Here is a 17,718-nt window from a genome sequence, read left to right as displayed (position 1 = left end):
TGGGGAGAGATTATGAAGTCTCGCTTTGACGTTCTCCTTGAAGACCTCGGCGGAAGGTTCACGAAAGATGACGTGCCTAAGATACGCGACGCCGTACTCGCTCTCAGACAAGTGATGGAGCTCCCCGTTTCGTATCTAAATCCCTCGAGCGGCTACCATCCTGTTGTCGTGTTCAAAAAGCGCTTTGGGCGGGTAGTCAAGGAAGTTCCGGTTTCCCTGCTTGAGCTGAAGATCCTCAACCGCTACAACATGCCCGGCTGGAAGAGGGTCGTGGAGTTCTGGCTGGACAACGATATAGCCGTCCACGAAAGCCTTCTCGGGGTTGATGCCGTGCTTATCGGCGACCCGAGAACCCTGAACAGAATGGGGGACGCCCTCAGGAGAATAGCCCAGTACATGAGCGTTAGGCCGAGAAAGCTCGTCCTGTTTTACAGCTCCGTTTATCTGGACTACGGCGGCGGCAGGTATATACTCATAACCCTTAGAGGCAACGACATTGAGCTCAGGCTCATCAGAATGAAGCTCAGCGAGGCTGCTAGCTACCTTGGAAAGGCCGTCGAGTACATGGACTCGGCCTTTGGGAACAAGAACATCGAGTTTTACAAGGTTCTCTTCACGTATGCAACGAGCACGTATGGCTCCTTCGACTGGTTCTTCCACAAATACGTCTATCCCAATCTGAACCCCGAGCAGAGGGAGTTCTTCGAGGAGATGCAGGACTACCGCAATTTCCTCAGGCTTCTCTACTCCCAAGTGAACAGGCTCAACAAGGACAGACTTGGCGATTTTGTCGGCATCAGGGTTGTCAGAAGGGGTAACCCCCACAGGCCGCTTGAGATAGAGATCGCATTTACAAACCGCGGCATTCAGATTGGAAGGTACGTCAGAACGGCGCACATAAGCTTCATGGTGTGAGCCTTGAGGGAAGTTTTGCTTTTCATGCTTTTACTGCCCCTTAGCTTCGCCCCCTGGCTTATTCATACCTCTTTCTGGGACCACGTTGCCATAGTCAGCATCTTTTACCTCCTAATTCCGGCGGTAATCTCAAGACTTATGGGCTTCCAGTGGGGAGAAGTCGGCATAAGCCTACCAAACAGGACTGGTCTAAAGCTCTTTGCCGTTCTCTTTCTGGCTTCAATTCCACTGAGCATCTACGGGAGAAGCATCCCCGAGATGAGGTCTTACTATCCGGTTTTTCCGTATTCAAGCGCCTTTGACTTCGTTCTGGGTGAGCTTGCCATGGGGATTACAATGCTGGCCCACGAGGCTTTTTATCGAGGCTTTCTTCTTTTCCCTCTGGCAAAAAAGAACGAGTGGCTGGCCGTAATCCTTCAGGACATCCCCTATACAATAGTCCACATCGGAAAGCCCGGAATAGAAGTTCCCTACGCTTTCATAGCCGGGATAGTCTTTGCAAAAATGGACTTAAAAGGAGAGAGCTTCGTCCCAAGCTTCCTCCTTCACTGGCTCGGTTCGGCTTTCTTCGACGTGCTCTGCGCGCTCTAAATCCCAACAGAATATAGTTTGACGAGCGACTCTCCACAACAAAGCTTTATAACACTCCTAAGCAAAATTATAAACGGTGAGGATTATGGATTTAACATCGTGGGCTCGTGAAAAAGCACTATGGAACAGAAAGAACTGGGGAGAATACACCAACCAGCTTTCTGAGCTCTATGTGGCTCTTTATCAGTTCGAGAACTTCTGGAAGTGGACGAAAACTGAACTTCATGGAAAAAGAATAGCCTTTCTTGATGATCACCTAAAGAATTCCGCAAGAATGCTTCTAATAGGTGGAGAAGACTCTCCAAATGCCATAGGAAGATTTATGTATTCTTTGTTCGGGGTTCGCGCCCTTGGGGCGAACGACTATGATGATACACTAACCCTCTACAAAAGAAGAGGTGATAGAGTGGCGTTCGTCGTTGGTGATCTAGTACTGGGTACCTCGCATGATAACTTTGAACAAATCCTAAACCAGCTTAAGGATCTTATTCTCAGTCTCGGGGGCCAAGTACCAGAGATTCCCAAGGAAGAGTTTCTCTCATGGGTCTCTCCAGATGAGCCGAAGCTTGTGGAGAAATTCAATCATCTTCTAAGAACCGGATGCGCTCTGCTGCCCATGTTTAACCCATACTCCGCAATTTCGTACTATCTTGACACCGCTCCCTTGTTACACATTGAGGAGATACTCAATGGAGACATCCACAGCCTAAGAGGACTCTCCTCGTTATGGCGCATTGGGTACATTTACAACTCAAAGCTCGAAAAGGTTGATCTTGAGAAGGCCAGTGAAGAAGATGTGGATGATTTCTTCTGGCTAAGTCATTTTAACCCTTCCCCACCGAGCATTCCAGCCTTAATAAACGCTCTCTTTGGGGAGTTTGGAGATGTCTCTGCGATTCTTTCAAGGCTCTCAAGAGATGTAAGGAGCGCCTTTAAAGAGTGGTGGAAGGACAAGTACAACTTTGTAACAAGGACGTATAACTTGGAAGGTTGGGACATATCGGAAGATACCAGGGGGATATTAAGATACATTCAAAATGGTGATGAATACAGTTTAGTCCCCACTTCAGGCACTTCATTTGTACTTGTGGACAATGCTGGTTATAAGACCTATACAGCCACTATTCCTCTCTCAAGGTTCATCGAGGAGATATTCCCCCTCATCTCCGCGGGGTACATCAGGACACCCAATTGGGTGGGCAATGAGTCGGGGACTCCTTTAGAGAAGAGATATCTCAAGATAAAGGTCAACAGAACCGAAAGCAGGTATGGAAAGCAGTTTTATTACGATGTTGGGTCTTGGGTCATCAAAGGGCTTCTTTAGGTGGGAATATGAGGAGAATTCAAAAGAAAAAGCCGCTGATCCAAGAGGCCCCTGAGGAAGATGAAAAACTCAAAGTCAAGAAAATTCCAAGCACTATAAAACAACCAAGCTCTAGTGGGAATGTTCCTCGCTCAATGGATACCCGCAAAACGTCAAAAAATGAGGAACAAATTGCCAGAACACCAATTTCTCCAAAGAGAAAAACTTCTGAGAGAAAGTTTAGCGAGATTAAACTGATCTCTCCTTATTCAGCAATGGAGGGTATTTCACTGGAAAGCGATGTAAATCCTGTAACGGCTCCACACGAGATTTCTCTACTCTTCCAAGAAGAGAACTTTCCACGAGATTTAAGTATAGACATTAGAACATCCGAAACCGGGGAAGAACCTTCTTTTAGGTTTACCCTTTCGCCCCCACAGGAGCTTAGAATCACTGTTCATTCAAAAATTCCCAGCAAACACTCTAATCCACCCCCGTTTGGACGTGGAGTCCCCGCCGATATGGTCTCACATAGTCTTTCCCTGTCCCTCGAATTTACTCAACATCAAGTTAGGACAATTACAGAGATTCCTCTATCCAATACAGAGGTTCCAAAGGAGCTTAAAGTCTCTTTGAGAGTGTCCAAGAGCTCAAATGTTGGTAGAATGGAGTTCCCCTTAAAATCCGAGACTTTTCCAAAAGCTGAATTCAAAGTCTCTTTGCCTTATTATGATCAAAGGTCAATACAGCTCATTGACCTAAAAAGAAACGCTATTGCCCCCTTACAGCTGGATTTGAATTTTGAAATAAATCCCTACTTGGCAGATATCTCCGGATTCGTTGAGTGGGAGGTACGAAAGATGAGCAACGTTTTAGATACCCTGCTTGGAGTGAGGGGAAAATTCCCCCATGGGGCAGACGAAATCACTGACAAACCCGTTTTCATTCTACTCGGTCAAGAACTAGGAGAGTGGCAATGGCCACTCCTGCGCATTCTTTCGGAGATATACCTCGAGTATAAGGGAGAAAGACCTAGACCGACATATAGAACCCTCAAGGAATACATGGACGGTATTGAGAGAGTTGATTCCACTAAGGATGTTTATCTAATGACATCCTTTTCACCCGCATCAAAGATAGAGGTCATTGACTCAAGAGGAGTTTCACTTAATAAGCTTAAGACGTTCATATACAAAGTTGCAGGCAGGCTCCAGACCAGTTATTTAACAGGTCTCGGCTTTTTAGTAACGATAACTGATAGGCCGACTGTAGAGAACTTGGAAGATGTAATGTCCAGCTTTAGAGGGATAATGCATACGATAATCCTTCCAGAAACGGAAAGCTCAGAGATTTTGCCGAGATATAGGGCACTTGTTTATGGGGTAACTGGAATTCGGGACGAAGATTTCCTAAAAGCTGAGGAAAAGATGGACGAGTATTTAATCGAGACCACCAAAGTGTTCTCTCCACTGGTGCCAAAAACTTCCTCGGAGGGAACCCACTATAAGCTGAAGTGTGCAGTTCTCTCTTATATTCTTTCTCAGGAGATCGAAGAGTACGCAGAGTCGGAGATACTAGACAAGGCTATTGAACTTATCTCAAACCAAATTGTCAAGATAGAAGAACCTCTAGAAACAGGCATAATTCCTGATATTCAATGGGCAGACCACTCAGTGATTGAAATCGAGACTCTGATCGGAACAGAGAATCCCTTAAAGAAAATTGACCACACCGTTGAAAAGTACGTAGTCAGTGGAAAGTTGCAACTTCCTGAAAATGAACTCTGGATAGTCCTTAGACCGGTGTCCGCACTCATACACCACCATAAAATCAAATTACGCCAGAAGATATGGCATAAGCTGTTTGGGGAAGTCCCGATAAAGTTCAAAGTTCTCGTGTGGGAAAATGGCTGGAACCTTGTGGATCTTGGTGAATTCGTTGAAGATATAAAAAATATAGCCAAAATTAAGCTTTGAAACACCTTGGAACTAACTCTTTTCTTTACCTTGAACCCTCGCGGTTCCGTAGCCGACGAAGAGCACCCTGTCCGGATCAAGGGCCTTTAGGACCTCCGGCCGGTGGGTTATTATGAGCGCGGTAATCCCTGCCTCGCGGATTATCTCGGCAACCTTTCTGGCGACCCTCATGGCCGTTAGAGTGTCAAGGTGTGCCGCGAACTCGTCTATGAGGAGCAGATTTGGTTTCTCAGCGAGGAGCGAGGCTATCCTGGCCCTCTCCTTCTGACCCGTGCTGAGCTCCGAGTACTTTGCCCTGTAAAGGACTGCGTCACTCAGTCCAGCCCTGTTGAGAACTTCAACTGCCGCGTTAAGGTCGCCTATCTTCCTGTAAACGTGCTCAAGTATGCTCTCAGTCCCAAAGCTCGGCTCGAACTCGCCGGGTATCATAACGGAGACCTTAACGTTCTTGGGAACTTCTATCTCTCCAGTCGTCGGCCTGAAGCGCTCCTCCCACCAGCCGTTGGCCGCCCCCAAAATTAGCCTCAGGAGGGTGGTCTTCCCAGCTCCGCTCGCACCCACGACCGCTATGAGCTCGCCGGGTTTTATCTCGAAGTTGAGGTTCCTAAGGACGGGCCTCTGGATGACGCGGTGCCTGACGCCGAACGCCTCCAGGAGTTCCCTTATCTCATCCGGAAGGCCCTTCACGTCGAGCTCGCTTTCGAAGACCTTGCTGACGTCTTTAAAGGCTATCGGCCCGCTCAGGGGCTCGACCTTTCCGTAGCTCGGACGCCAGAGCCTTCCGCCCTTTGGGGCGTACGGATCCTCCTTAAGGAAGCGCTCTATGTGCTCCTTCGCCTCCTTGGTCAGAGGGTAGAAGAGAACGGGCCTCCCGCTTGCAGTCTCCCAGAGGAACTTGAAGCCAACCTTCTCGAAGAACGGGTTGTAGCGGGCCATCTGGGCTATGGTCTCTACTATGTGCTTTCTCTTCCTCATCTCCGGAATTCTGCGCTCGGCTATCCACTCGAGCGCGGCCTTAACGCTCAGCTGACCGAGGCCGTCGGAGCGGTAGTCGGGGTGAACCACAACCCGGGCTATCCTCGCCCCCGCGGTGTTCGTCTCCTTTAGGGCCTTCCACTTGGCCTCCTCCCAGAGGTACGAGCGGGCAACTCTCTTCCTGTACTTCTTCTTCAGCTCCTCGTAGAGCTCGCGCATTATCTTCTCCGGCCAGAATGCGGGGTGGAACCAGTCCTCTGGGAAGACTTTCTCGCGGATGTTCTTCTCGATTTCTCCGTTCGGCAGTCTGCGGTGCATCAGGGGTATAGGCGGGTCAACGCGGACGTAGCTGAGAATCCTCGGCTCGTATTCCTCTCTCTCAACGAGCTCGAGGATCAGGAAGCGCGAGGCCGGAGTTGAGCCCTTGATTTCGAGTATGTGGACGTCCTCGCTTCCGCAGATGGGACAGGCCCCCTTCGTGTTGGCCTCAAAGATGTGGCCGTTTTCACAGCGCCACAGCGCCACCTTCTCCTTCTGGCTCGCGTAATGGTACTGCTCAAGCTCCGCTATCGCCTCGAAGTCGGACTCGTATTTGGCCTCCCTCGCCTGGATTTTGTATGTGTAGAGGAGCTCACCCGTCAGCGGAGAGTAGCGCTTTGCCTCAAGCTCCTTTTCCCAGAGGGGCCAGACCGGGATCTTTTCACCGTTGTAGAACTTCCACAGGCGGTAGTCATCAAAGTCGAGAACCTTAAAGCCGTTCTTCTCCTTTGGCTTGCTCAGAATCTCAATCTCAACCTCGTCCCCAGTCAGAAACCACTGGGCCGCGTTGCCCGTCATATAGAGCCTGTACTTTTCCCCGGCATCAACCTCAAGAACGCCGAACCACCGGTGCTTGAACCGCGGGATTTCGTTTCCTGTCACTTTTCCCCGCACTATCATGAGAGCCACCAATAAAAATAGGGAGGAGAGGTTATAACGTTAGCTAATGAGGAGCCTCACCCTTTCGACGACTTCTTCTGCATTACTGCCAAACACGAGTATCATCGGTTCCTTTCCCCAGTCTCCGAGGTGGTAAACTATGTCTGGCCTCTCTCCAAGCCTTTTGACTGCGGTCTCAATGCCCCACTCCATCGTGCCCCTCTCGGCCCTCTTGACTTCCTCCGGCTCCTCCCTGCGGTCGTAGAAGGAAACCTTGAGCCCGAGCTTTTTCGCCTTCTCGACGAGTTCTTCTGAATAGCGGAGATTGAGTACTGCTTTGACCTCTGGGTAGAACTCCCTCATCTTCAGGAGGGCCCTTCTCAGATGGTCGCTGGCGTTGAGCTCAACTGGACCTACTGGCTTCACCGTTTTATCGTAGCGGACTATCCGGCCCTTAACTGCAAAGACCTCGTTGAAATCCGTTGCTAGGGCGAAGTTCGTGCCTACTTCAGCCACATGCCGATTCAGAAGCTCGCCCATTTTCACAAGCCTGTTCACTGCATCTCCAAGCTCTTCCTTAGATCTCCATCTCTGAGCATCCCTCTGAAGCTCCCAGATAGGATTGATTGCTTTTCCTTCTCCCCTCGAGAACCTTATCGCCCCCTCGACGAAGCGTTTTGCCTTCTCGACGGCCTCTGGAAGCCTTAGGCCTTTGGCAATGAAAGCGGCAAGGGCCGTCGAGAAGGCACAACCAGTCCCGTGTGTGAAGCCCTCAGCGTGCTCTCCCGGAATCTCGAAGACCTCTCCATTCCAGTAGAGGACGTCGGTAAAGTTCAAGTGCCCGCCCTTGACGACCGCCGCTTCCGCGCTCAGCTCTTCCACGAGAACCCTCGCGGCTTTTCTCATGTCCTCTACCGAGTTTATCTTAATTCCCGTTAGAACCTCTGCCTCAGGGACGTTCGGGGTGACTATCGAGCCCGGAACGAGCCTTTTCTTCAGCCTCCCAACATCTTCCGGGCTTAAAAACTGGAAGCCAGAGGTAGAAGCCATAACCGGATCGAGAATCTTCCTCAGCCCTTTCGTCTCCTCGGCTATGGCCTCTATCGCACCGCCATGGATGAGGCCGATTTTAACGGCCCTGATGTCAAAGGCATCCCTGACGGCCCTTATCTGCTCTCTGATAGTTTCTGGTGGTGCTATAAAGACGCCCCTAACCTCGTTGGGGTTCTGATATGTTATCGCGGAAACTACTGGGAGCGGGTGCTCGTTCAAAGCGGAAACCGTCTCGATGTCCGCCTTCAGCCCCGCTCCACCGCCCGTGTCGAGGCCCGCTATTATAAGCACGGCCATGGGCATCACTTTCCGAGCTTCTGGAGAATCTCAAGTGCCGCCTTCCTCCCGCTCAGGAGCATGCCGCCGAATATCGGACCCATCCTCGGAGCTCCAGCCAGGGCGTTGGCCGCCATTCCAGTTGCGTACAGCCCCGGAAAGACCTCCCTCGTGTGCTCAACGGTAAGCTCCTCACCCTTTTCGGCCCACATCGGCCCTTCTCCGGGGATGGCCTTTATGAGTCCACGCTTTAGGAGGTGCTGGCTGATTTGCGCCCCGTGGCCCGTTGAATCCACCACGAACTTCGCCTCGACCGTGAGCGGATCAACATGAAGGCCGGTCATCATAACTGGAGTCCAGTTTATTACGAGTCCCGAGACCCTGCCGTCCTTAACCACGAGGTCTTCCACTTCCACCATGTTGAATATCTTTGCCCCTGCTTTCACCGCCTTGCTCGCGAGCGTCGAGGCAAGCTCTATCGAGTCGAGAACGTAGAGGCCGTTTCCAACCTGGCTGTAGTCCACCCCAAATTCGTCGAGGATCTCCCTCGCGCTCTCCTGGACGACGACGCGGTTGAATCCCATCGCCCCGCCCCAGATTCCTCCTCCCACGGAGAGCTTCTTCTCAAAGATGGCCACCTTAGCGCCGCCCTTGGCGAGGTAGTAGCCAGCTACCATTCCCGAAGGACCGGCACCGACTATGGCAACATCAAGCTGAAGGTTCTGGAGGAGGTCGTTGAAGTAGGCTTCAACTATCGCCCTGCTTATCTCGATCTCCCTCATGCCCACCACCTAAAACCTTTTAAACCGCGCTCAAAACTAAGTTTTGAAATTTAAAAACTTTGTTATAAACAGGTTTTAAAACTGGGTGATGGACATGACCCAGCTTGAGGAAGCTAGGCGTGGGGTAATTACGGAGGAAATGAAGTTCGTAGCCGAGAGGGAGGGAATAGACGCCGAGAAGCTCAGGAGAAACGTTGCCAAGGGCTACACCGTCATCTTCCGCAACGTTCGCCACGACTGGGTTAAGCCGGTTGCCGTTGGCGCGGGAGTTAGAGTCAAGGTGAACGCTAACATAGGCACCTCAAGGGACATCGTTGATGTCAAAGCCGAGATAGAAAAGGCGAAGGTGGCAGTAAAGTACGGCGCCGACACGATAATGGATCTCTCCACAGGAGGAGACCTCGACGAGATAAGGAAGACCATAATGCACGCCGTGGACGTCCCAGTGGGTACAGTTCCCATCTACCAGGCCGCGGAGGAGATGCTCGCCAAGGGCAAGGCCATCATAGAGATGAGCGAGGATGACATGTGGAGGGCAGTTGAGAAGCACTTCAAGGACGGCGTTGACTACACGACCATCCACGTCGGCGTCACCAAAGAAGTCGTCGAAAAAATGAAGAGAACTAAGAGGGCCGTCGGAATGGTCTCGCGCGGTGGGACTTTTTTGGCAGCTTGGATACTCCACTGGGGCGAGGAGAACCCATTCTACAAGGATTACGACTACCTCCTTGAACTGGCTAGGGAGTACGACGTTGTCCTGAGCCTCGGCGACGGACTTAGGCCCGGCGGCCTTCCTGACGCTGGGGACGAACTCCAGATAGCTGAACTTTACACGCTCGGAAGGCTCGTGAGGAGAGCTAGAGAGGCTGGAGTTCAAACCATGGTTGAGGGGCCTGGCCACGTCCCCATAGACCAGATAGCGGCCCAGGTGAAGCTCGCTAAGGTCGCCACCGACAACGCACCCTTCTACGTGCTCGGCCCGATAGTTACGGACATCTTCCCGGGCTACGACCACATAACGGCCGCGATAGGCGGTGCCATAGCGGCCCTCAATGGAGCTGACTTTCTCTGCTACGTGACCCCCGCTGAGCACCTCGGCCTTCCAGACGTGGAGCACGTTAGGCTGGGGGTAATAGCGGCGAAGATTGCAGCCCACGCGGTCAACCTGACCCGCTTCGAGGCCGACTTCAAGAAGGACTACCTCATGGCGCTGGCGAGGGGGAAGCTCAACTGGGCCAGGCAGTTCGAGCTTTCGATGGACAAGGAACGCTTTGTTGAGATAAGGAAGGAGAGGCCGACGAAGACCGAGGCCTGCTCGATGTGCGGTGACCTCTGCGCGATAAAGCTCATCAACGACATGCTCGCGGGTGAGCGGAAGTGAGGCCCATCTACCGCGGAAAGACCAAAGATGTGTACGAGGATGGCTCTTACCTTGTCTTCTACTTCAAGGACTCTATACTCGGTGAGGACGGAAGGGAGGACACCGGCGGCAACGAGGTTGTGGGCGAGCGGAAGGGCAAGGGGAGCGCCGTTTTAGATGAGGCGGAGTTCTTCTTTCGCCTCCTCGAAGAGAACGGAATAAGGACGCACTTCGTCGAGCGGATTGACGAGAGGAGGGCGCGCTTCCTGAAGGCGGAAAAAATACCGCTTGAGGTCATCTACCGCGAGCTTGCCTACGGGAGCTTTCTGAGACGCTATCGCGGCTGGGTGAAGGAGCTGAAGCCGCTCGGGATAGTTGAGTTCACCCTTAAGGACGACTCCTTAAAGGACCCGCTGATAACGGAAGAAGCCGTAGTAAAACTCGGGATAGCAAGCGAAGGGGAAGTTAGGGAGATGAAGGAGAAAACCAGGAAGGTCGCCGAGATTTTAAGGGAGTTCTTCTCCTCGAAGGGCCTTCAGCTCGTTGATTTCAAGCTGGAGTTCGGCCGGAGAAACGGCGAGCTCATCGTCATAGACGAGCTGAGCGGCGACACGATGCGCGTTATGAAGGACGGGAAGCTCTTGAGCCAGGAGGAGCTTAAGGAGGTGATAAAATGATCGTTTCAACCATAGCGTCCCACTCCTCGCTTCAGATACTCCTCGGGGCGAAGAAGGAGGGCCTTGGGACGAGGCTCTACGTTTCGCCTAAGAGAAGGCCCTTCTACTCTTCACTTCCGATTGTTGATGATCTCGTAGTTGCAGAGGAGATGACCTCCATCCTGAACGATGACGGAATAGTTGTTCCTCATGGCTCCTTCGTCGCCTACCTCGGACTTGAGGCGATAGAGAAAGCCAAAGCGAGGTTCTTCGGCAACAGGCGCTTCCTCAAGTGGGAGACGACCTTTGAGCTCCAGGATAAGGCCCTTGAGGGGGCTGGAATTCCGAGGGTTGAGGTTGTCGAGCCCGAGGATGCCAAGCCGGACGAGCTATACTTCGTCAGGATTGAAGGGCCTAGGGGAGGGAGCGGCCACTTCATTGTAAAGGGCAGTGAGCTCGAGGAGAGGCTTTCAACGCTTGAAGAACATTACAGAGTTGAGCGCTTCATCCCTGGGGTTTATCTCTACGTGCACTTCTTCTACTCGCCCATCCTGGAGAGGCTTGAGCTCCTCGGCGTTGACGAGAGGGTTCTAATAGCCGACGGCAACGCCCGCTGGCCAGTGAAGCCTCTCCCGTACACAATAGTTGGCAACAGGGCGATTGCCCTTAGAGAATCGCTCCTCCCGCAGCTCTACGACTACGGGCTGGCTTTCGTCAGGGCCATGAGGGAGCTTGAGCCGCCGGGGGTTATCGGGCCGTTCGCCCTCCACTTCGCCTACGACGGTTCTTTCAAAGCTATCGGCATAGCTTCGCGCATAGACGGGGGAAGTAACGCCGATCACTGGTACTCGGAGCTCTACTGGGGCGAGAGACTCAGCATGGGGAGGAGAATAGCGAGGGAGCTCAGGCTTGCCGGGGAGGAAGAAAGGCTTGAGGAGGTGGTAACGTGAGGTACGTGGGGAGAACGCTCGGAATCGGGCTGAACAGCGGAAGACCATTCGCCTTTTACCTCCTCTGCTCCAGATCCTTCCCAAACAGGAGGGCAGTGGTGAAGGGAAACGGGGTCTACATCCTCAATCAGACGGAGACGGAGAACCCCTACGTGAGCTATCCCGTCGTGAGGCTGATGGAAGACTACGCGGTCGTCACCAACGGCCTCCACACGGACTTCATAGCCCAGGCCCTTGAGTGGGAGAGGCCAAGGAAGGCCCTCGTTCATGTCCTGGATGCCCTCGATTACGAAAGGGACGATTACAGCACTCCGAGGATAGCGGGGATAATCCAGCACGGGGGAAGGAGGGGCTGGCTCGGCTTTGTGGGAAGAGATATGCTCTGGATGAGGGAACTTGAGCTTGAGGAGGGCAAAGCCTTCCTGACGGCGACGTACAACATGGAGGGCTTTGAGAGCATTGAGCTGGCCTTCTCTACTCCAGAAGAGCTCGCTGAAAAAGTTATGGAACTTCCCTTCGAGCACAAGGTGCTCGCGATTGGGATAGTGGAAAATGAGAAAGGGTGGGAGCTTTCTTTCACTCCTTCTCTCTGAGTTTTTTCATCAGATTCGCCATCTCCAGCGCGGCCATCGCGTACTCAAAGCCCTTGTTGCTCTTAACCCCTGCCCTGTTGAAGCCCTGGAGCTCGTCCTCGACTGTTATCACGCCGAAGATAACCGGAACGCCGCTGTCGAGGGAGACCTTTGCGACACCCTTTGCGACCTCGTTGGCAACCAGGTCAAAGTGCTTTGTCTCACCCCTGACGACTGCTCCGAGGGCAAGAACCGCGTCGTACTTCCCGCTCTCGGCGAGCTTTTTGGCGACCAGAGGTATCTCAAAGCTTCCGGGCACCTTTACGACGTCAACCTCCTCAACGCTGTGCCTCTCGAAGCAGTCGAGGGCACCGCTGAGGAGCTCGTTGGTTAAGAGGTCGTTGAACCTGGCGACGACGACGCCAATCTTTACACCTTCTCCCTTAAATTCGCCCTCAATCACGCGAACCTCCATACCATTCACCCCGTTTTCTGTAATTATTTAATTGTGTAATTCATCAATAGAACAATTAAACAATTCCCTAAACTTTAAAGGGGAGCTTGTGACCGAGCTTCTCGGCTTTGACCTTCAGGTAGGGCTTGTTGTGTTCAGTAACCTCCCCCGGAGCCGGAACCGTCTCAACGACCTCTATCCCGAACTCCTCAAGGGCCTTTGCCTTCCTCGGGTTGTTGGTTATCAGCCTGATCTTTGAAACTCCCAGAGCACGAAGCATCTGGAAGGCGGCCTCGTAAGTCCTCTCGTCCTCACCGCGGCCGAGGGCTTTGTTGGCCTCAACGGTGTCAAAGCCTTTGTCCTGGAGCTCGTAGGCCTTTATCTTCTCCTTCAGGCCGATTCCCCTGCCTTCCTGGTCCATGTAGAGGAGTATCCCGCCCTCCTGGGCTATCATCCTGAGGGCGTTGGCGAGCTGGCTCCCGCAGTCGCACTTGAGTGAAGCGAGTGTGTCTCCTGTGAGGCACTTTGAGTGAACCCTGACAAGTGGGACCTCACCATAGGGCTCCTTGACTATTGCCACATGCTCCTTAAAGTCCAGCTCGTTGTCGAAGGCTATTATTCTAAAGTCGCCGTACCTCGTCGGGAGCCTCGCGCTGGCGTAGATTCTCATCAGCTGTTTTCTCCTCACGAATTCCTTCCAAACATCGTCCGTGGTGAGGACTGGAAGGCCGTGCTCCTCCGCGAGCTTCAAGGCGTACTCCCTGTTGTGAGAGTCGCCCTTTTCGTCGAGTATCTCAACCATCAGGGCGTACCTCTTGAAGCCGAGTATCTCCATCAGCTCAAGAGAGCTCTCCGTGTGCCCCCTCCTCCTGTTGAGGCCGATGCCGCCAAGGAGGTGGAGATGTCCAGGATAGCGGAAGGCCCCCACACCAAGCCCTTCAGCAATCTTCCGGGCCGTTAAGGCCCTCTCTTCAGCGGTTATTCCCGTGAAAGTTTCTTTGTAATCAACGGGAACCAAGAAGTTCGTCTCTCCTTCCTTGCTGGGAAGCGGGAAGAAGCCCCTCTTCAACGCCTCGTCCATGTCCATCGTGAGGCAGAGGAGGCCTTTCATGGAGAGCATGAAGTTGACGATCTCGGGAGAAGCTATCTCGGCTGGATAAATTAGATCAGCCTCGAACTCCCTTCGATTGTCTATGAGAACAACTGGCTTTCCTTCAAGGACTAGACCCCTAACTCTGTCCCAGTTCATTTATCCTCCCCACCAAAGAAATGTTCTAAATTTTTAAAAAATTTGTTCCAAAAATGGAATCAAAGAAACGCCTAAGGCTCGGTTGTTATGTCGAGGGTAATATACCCGGCTGAATCAACGGCCAGCGGCCCCTCACCTTCCCCATTGTAAACGGACATGTTCCCGAAGACACCAAACACGGCCCTTGAATGATCATTAACCTCAACGCGGTCGCTCGATCCCTCTAGAAGTCCGTTAAAAACAACCCACACAGCCGGCTTGCAGCCGGTTGAGTTAAAGTTGGTCTCTATAGTTCTTGATGTGCCTCCCTGGTAATCCCTGATGTAGTAGTTCCCATTTCCATATAGGCATGAACCGCCCAGAAGTCTCGTTGAGGATATCCTCTCTCCATTTGCTTTCAGTTCGGAACAGTATTTCTCTGGGGGGATGGGTTCCGCAGGAATCTTGAGTCCAGAGAGTTCTTCGAGTGTCAGCACTCTTTTCTTCACGAAGGAAAAGAGACTCTCTCTGTATTCTTGGCACGCCTTGAGAAATTCGTTGTCTCTTCCCAGCTTTTCTGGTACTAGAACGGAGGCGTTCCAGGCTCTAAAGCCTTCGGGAACCTTAAGGGTGAAGACCCACTGTTCATCGGAAATTTTTGTCATTTTAGACTCGAACTCCATGGGGGTTCCGTTACGTAGATAAATAACTCTTGGAGATCTTTTGAAGACCCCTTTAACAGACAGACCTGTACATTGGCCTGCCGCAAGTTCTGGTTCGTACGTGAACTTCCTGCTGGAGCTGTGAACCGCCTTTGGGTTGGGTGCAACCAACTTTAGATCTTGAACGTTGTAGAGTCCCTCCGTGGAGTTGAGGATGTTTTCCTTTATCCCCCTCCACTGCAGGTTGAAGTAGTCCAGCTCAGGATAGATTATGTAGAAGGAGACGTTTGAGTCAATCCAGTCTGGAACCTCTAGCTCAATGTGCAACCTCTGCTCTGCTAAGGAGCAGACTAGGAACTCCGCTGAATACCCAGTGTTATCAAGCCGTTCAACAGAGAAGACCCTCATGTTGCCGTTGAACGTTGCGAACCTGGCTGTGTCAGGGGGTGTTTGGTTCCTGTGGGGGTTATGGGAAAGAATGAGCACTCCAAGAACTAAAAAAAGTAGAAACGCGGAAATAAAACCGGCCCGATTACCGTCGGGCATGTCAGAGCCTCCAGTTCTTGTCCCCATCGATTTGGAGGTTGGCCCAATATCTATGGGTTAGCTTTTCCCAGAAGCTTGGTTGGATGCTCTCCATGGCCTGATAAGCGGTTTTGCCCTCATCAAGCTTCTTCCAGAAAGTTGTTCCTTTGTCTTTTATCAGTCTAACGTCTATCGGCCTGTCTGTTCCTATGTAGGTCCTGTATGTTGCTCCCACCCTGAGTCTGAACGAATCACATCCCAGTACAAATATTAGCGCGTCGTGCATGTCTGCATCTCCCGTTATCCTGCCCCAGAACACCTTGGCCGTATCCCCAAAGTTGGGGTTCTGGAGTATCATAAAACCGTTCACCTCAGTGGACGGCAGGATTTTAGCTGTATGGCCGTAGTAGTAGAACACCTTAATCTTCTTTCCGCGGAACAGGTTGTAATAGCTCTGAATCGGATCCCCGTGCGATCCATGGTAATAGGCGTCCCAGTAATACACTGAATACCCATGTTTGGCCAGGATGCCCATTACTAAGTCAGAATGATAATAATTCTCGTCTGAGTCCCTGACATAGTGTATCACCGCGGAGTCGGAGCCACCACCATACCCTGGCCAAACCGCTGTTGGATGAATCATTTTGCTGTGGTAGGGAAATCCATGGGGAGCGGTCCACGAGGGTAGTGCAACATCTTCGGCAATTTTTTCAGGGGAACCGAGGGCGTACTGGCTGCTGAAAAGCAAAATAAGAAACAGGCCAAACAAGGCGTATCCAGTCTTGGCCATTCAATCACCGCTAATATAGTACACAGTTATTTTAAAAACTTTTTGGATTTTATAACCAATTACTATGATTTATCTAGAATCATCTTCATGTACCTCGCTAGGACGTCTATCTCGTAGTTGACTTTTTCCCCAGGCCGAAGGAGACCCAGGTTCGTCTTTTCAAGGGTATAGGGGATAACCTGAATCCAGAAGCGGGTTGCCTCGACCTTAGCGACGGTAAGGGAGACACCGTTGAGGGCTATTGAACCCTTCTCCGCAATTCCCCATTTCTCCCTCGGCATCTCAAAGGCCATCCAGGTCGTGTTTCCACTCTTTCTCTTCGCTATGAACCTTATCGTCCCGTCAACGTGGCCGGTAACTATGTGCCCGTCGAAGCGGCCGTTGGCGGGTAGGGCTCTCTCCAGGTTGACAACCTTCGCCTCCCTCAGGTTTGTCCTCGCGAGAGTCTCCTCACCAACGTCGAAGACTGCCGTCTTCCCGTCGAAGGAGACGACGGTAAGGCAGGCCCCGTTTACTGCCACGCTGTCCCCTTCCTTCACTTCGAAGGGAAGCTCCACGTAGAGCTTTCCAGCTGAATAGCGGGCCTTCCCGGTTCCCTCAACTATCCCCGTGAACATACTCACCACCCTGGGTAAGCGGTAACGAGGAAGCTCTCGCCGAGCCTCTCGATCGACTCAATTCTCAGCAGGGGAGCCTCCTTGGTGTTCTCGACCTTGAGGCACTCGAAGGGCTTTATCCCTCTCCCGAAGAGCTTTGGCCCGTAGAATAGGTATAACTTGTCGGCCAGGGACAGGAACTGGCAGGCTATTCTGCCGCCCTCGACCAGGACACTGTCTATCCCCAGCTCGCCGAGCTTCTTCAGGATCTTGGCTGGCTCGGTTATCGGGTATGCCTCTGCTATTCCCTTGAACTTCTCCGGCTTTTCCGTGAAGAAGATAACCCTTCCGTCCTCGAAGAGGCGGAACTTCCGTCCCTTTCTCATCTCATCTGCCACCCTGCCGGAGCGGTCGAGGATAACCTTAACCTTCTCGGGACAGTTCTCAAGCCTGCAGTTGAGCCTCGGGTTGTCAGCTAAAACCGTCCCAGAACCGACCATTATCGCCATATGCTTTCTTCTGAGCTCCTGAACCCTCTGGCGGGCTTTTTCACCAGTTATCCACTTTGAGGAACCAGTTTCAGTGGCTATGAAGCCGTCGAGCGTGAGGGCGAGTTTTATCGAGACGAAGGGGAGTTTAGTTGTGATGTATTTGAGGAAGATTTCATTGAGCTTCCTCGCTTCCTCCTCCAGAAGACCAACTTCTACTTCTATTCCAGCCTTTCTCATCTTCTCTATTCCTTGGCCAGCAACAAGCGGGTTTGGGTCCTCCATGGCCACGACAACCCTTTTAAAGCCCTCTTGGATTATTCTATCCGCGCAGGGCGGCTGCTTCCCCCAGTGGGAGCAGGGTTCGAGCGTTACGTACATCGTGGCCCCTCTAACGTCGTAACCCTTTGCCTTTGCATCCTCTATGGCGTTTATCTCGGCGTGCTTCTCGCCGAACTTCCTGTGCCAGCCCACGCCTATTATCTTCCCATCCTTGACTATAACCGCCCCTACCATCGGGTTCGGGTTTGTCCAACCTTCTCCGCGCTTCGCCAGCTCGAGGGCGAGCCTCATGAACTTCTCGTCTTCTTCCTTCATGTTCGCAGATTTATACCGAATTTTATAAGAATTTGTTCCAAGATTGGAACA

The 17,718-nt window shown here is 52.1% G+C and carries 17 protein-coding genes; 8 read left to right on the top strand and 9 right to left on the bottom strand.

The window, feature by feature from the left end; all coding sequences use genetic code 11:
• Positions 1-12 precede the first annotated feature (12 nt).
• The 4 genes from ACZ5TN_RS02955 (at position 13) to ACZ5TN_RS02940 (ending at position 4,785) form a co-directional block, all read left to right on the top strand.
• Positions 13-915 carry a hypothetical protein gene (locus ACZ5TN_RS02955; RefSeq protein ID WP_464917101.1) on the top strand — a complete coding sequence of 301 codons (903 nt, stop codon included), beginning with the start codon at positions 13-15 and terminating at the stop codon, positions 913-915.
• A 3-nt stretch (positions 916-918) separates the two neighbouring features.
• The gene (gene mrtA, locus ACZ5TN_RS02950) at positions 919-1,506 is read left to right on the top strand and encodes a CPBP family archaeomyxosortase MrtA (RefSeq protein ID WP_464917100.1); all 588 of its coding nucleotides are present in this window, start codon (positions 919-921) and stop codon (positions 1,504-1,506) included.
• Positions 1,507-1,582: 76 nt separating this feature from the next.
• The gene (locus tag ACZ5TN_RS02945; RefSeq protein ID WP_464917099.1) at positions 1,583-2,830 is read left to right on the top strand and encodes a hypothetical protein; all 1,248 of its coding nucleotides are present in this window, start codon (positions 1,583-1,585) and stop codon (positions 2,828-2,830) included.
• An 8-nt stretch (positions 2,831-2,838) separates the two neighbouring features.
• Complete coding sequence (locus ACZ5TN_RS02940; protein ID WP_464917098.1) at positions 2,839-4,785, top strand: hypothetical protein; 1,947 nt, start codon at positions 2,839-2,841, stop codon at positions 4,783-4,785.
• A gap of 12 nt (positions 4,786-4,797) precedes the next feature.
• Here the strand turns inward: ACZ5TN_RS02940 and ACZ5TN_RS02935 are convergent, their stop codons facing one another.
• From ACZ5TN_RS02935 to ACZ5TN_RS02925, 3 genes are read right to left on the bottom strand one after another with little or no spacing between them, the layout of a single operon-like run.
• A complete protein-coding gene (locus tag ACZ5TN_RS02935; protein ID WP_464917097.1) occupies positions 4,798-6,699 on the bottom strand; it encodes an ATP-binding cassette domain-containing protein in 1,902 nt (633 codons plus the stop codon).
• A 39-nt stretch (positions 6,700-6,738) separates the two neighbouring features.
• Positions 6,739-8,034: a bifunctional hydroxymethylpyrimidine kinase/phosphomethylpyrimidine kinase gene (thiD, locus tag ACZ5TN_RS02930; RefSeq protein WP_011249390.1), complete on the bottom strand. Its 1,296-nt coding sequence runs from the start codon at positions 8,032-8,034 to the stop codon at positions 6,739-6,741.
• The gene (locus ACZ5TN_RS02925) at positions 8,034-8,789 is read right to left on the bottom strand and encodes a sulfide-dependent adenosine diphosphate thiazole synthase (protein ID WP_464917481.1); all 756 of its coding nucleotides are present in this window, start codon (positions 8,787-8,789) and stop codon (positions 8,034-8,036) included. Before ACZ5TN_RS02925 ends, thiD begins: the two co-directional genes overlap by 1 nt.
• Positions 8,790-8,883: 94 nt before the next feature.
• Between ACZ5TN_RS02925 and thiC the strand changes: the two genes are divergently transcribed.
• Genes thiC through ACZ5TN_RS02905 form a run of 4 tightly spaced genes read left to right on the top strand, consistent with a single transcriptional unit; the run spans position 8,884 to position 12,348 of the window.
• On the top strand, positions 8,884-10,170 hold the full coding sequence (gene thiC, locus ACZ5TN_RS02920; RefSeq protein ID WP_464917480.1) for a phosphomethylpyrimidine synthase ThiC: 1,287 nt from the start codon (positions 8,884-8,886) through the stop codon (positions 10,168-10,170).
• Positions 10,167-10,826, top strand: a complete 660-nt coding sequence (locus tag ACZ5TN_RS02915) for a phosphoribosylaminoimidazolesuccinocarboxamide synthase (RefSeq protein WP_464917096.1) — start codon at positions 10,167-10,169, stop codon at positions 10,824-10,826. The genes thiC and ACZ5TN_RS02915 overlap by 4 nt, the downstream gene beginning before the upstream one ends.
• On the top strand, positions 10,823-11,755 hold the full coding sequence (locus tag ACZ5TN_RS02910) for a formate--phosphoribosylaminoimidazolecarboxamide ligase (protein WP_464917095.1): 933 nt from the start codon (positions 10,823-10,825) through the stop codon (positions 11,753-11,755). The genes ACZ5TN_RS02915 and ACZ5TN_RS02910 overlap by 4 nt, the downstream gene beginning before the upstream one ends.
• Positions 11,752-12,348, top strand: a complete 597-nt coding sequence (locus tag ACZ5TN_RS02905; RefSeq protein ID WP_464917094.1) for an IMP cyclohydrolase — start codon at positions 11,752-11,754, stop codon at positions 12,346-12,348. Before ACZ5TN_RS02910 ends, ACZ5TN_RS02905 begins: the two co-directional genes overlap by 4 nt.
• Here ACZ5TN_RS02905 and ribH read toward each other — a convergent pair.
• From ribH to ribD, 6 genes are all read right to left on the bottom strand, one after another.
• Entirely contained in the window at positions 12,332-12,802 is a 471-nt protein-coding gene (ribH, locus tag ACZ5TN_RS02900) for a 6,7-dimethyl-8-ribityllumazine synthase (RefSeq protein ID WP_011249384.1), read from the bottom strand. The genes ACZ5TN_RS02905 and ribH overlap by 17 nt on opposite strands.
• Before the next feature lie 67 nt (positions 12,803-12,869).
• Positions 12,870-14,030, bottom strand: a complete 1,161-nt coding sequence (locus tag ACZ5TN_RS02895) for a bifunctional 3,4-dihydroxy-2-butanone-4-phosphate synthase/GTP cyclohydrolase II (RefSeq protein ID WP_464917093.1) — start codon at positions 14,028-14,030, stop codon at positions 12,870-12,872.
• Between the two features lie 71 nt (positions 14,031-14,101).
• Positions 14,102-15,244 (bottom strand): hypothetical protein, encoded by a 1,143-nt coding sequence (locus tag ACZ5TN_RS02890; protein WP_272591607.1) that lies wholly within the window; start codon positions 15,242-15,244, stop codon positions 14,102-14,104.
• Positions 15,219-15,986, bottom strand: coding sequence for a hypothetical protein (locus tag ACZ5TN_RS02885; RefSeq protein WP_011249381.1), 768 nt, complete (start codon positions 15,984-15,986; stop codon positions 15,219-15,221). Before ACZ5TN_RS02885 ends, ACZ5TN_RS02890 begins: the two co-directional genes overlap by 26 nt.
• Positions 15,987-16,048: 62 nt before the next feature.
• Positions 16,049-16,603, bottom strand: coding sequence for a riboflavin synthase (locus tag ACZ5TN_RS02880; protein ID WP_011249380.1), 555 nt, complete (start codon positions 16,601-16,603; stop codon positions 16,049-16,051).
• 2 nt (positions 16,604-16,605) lie between these two features.
• A complete protein-coding gene (gene ribD, locus ACZ5TN_RS02875) occupies positions 16,606-17,667 on the bottom strand; it encodes a bifunctional diaminohydroxyphosphoribosylaminopyrimidine deaminase/5-amino-6-(5-phosphoribosylamino)uracil reductase RibD (protein ID WP_464917092.1) in 1,062 nt (353 codons plus the stop codon).
• Between the last annotated feature and the right edge of the window lie 51 nt (positions 17,668-17,718).

This window comes from Thermococcus sp. JCM 11816, assembly GCF_055396515.1.
The sequence above is the reverse complement of the archived record's forward strand: the minus strand, read 5'-3'. Positions and strand labels throughout refer to the sequence as shown.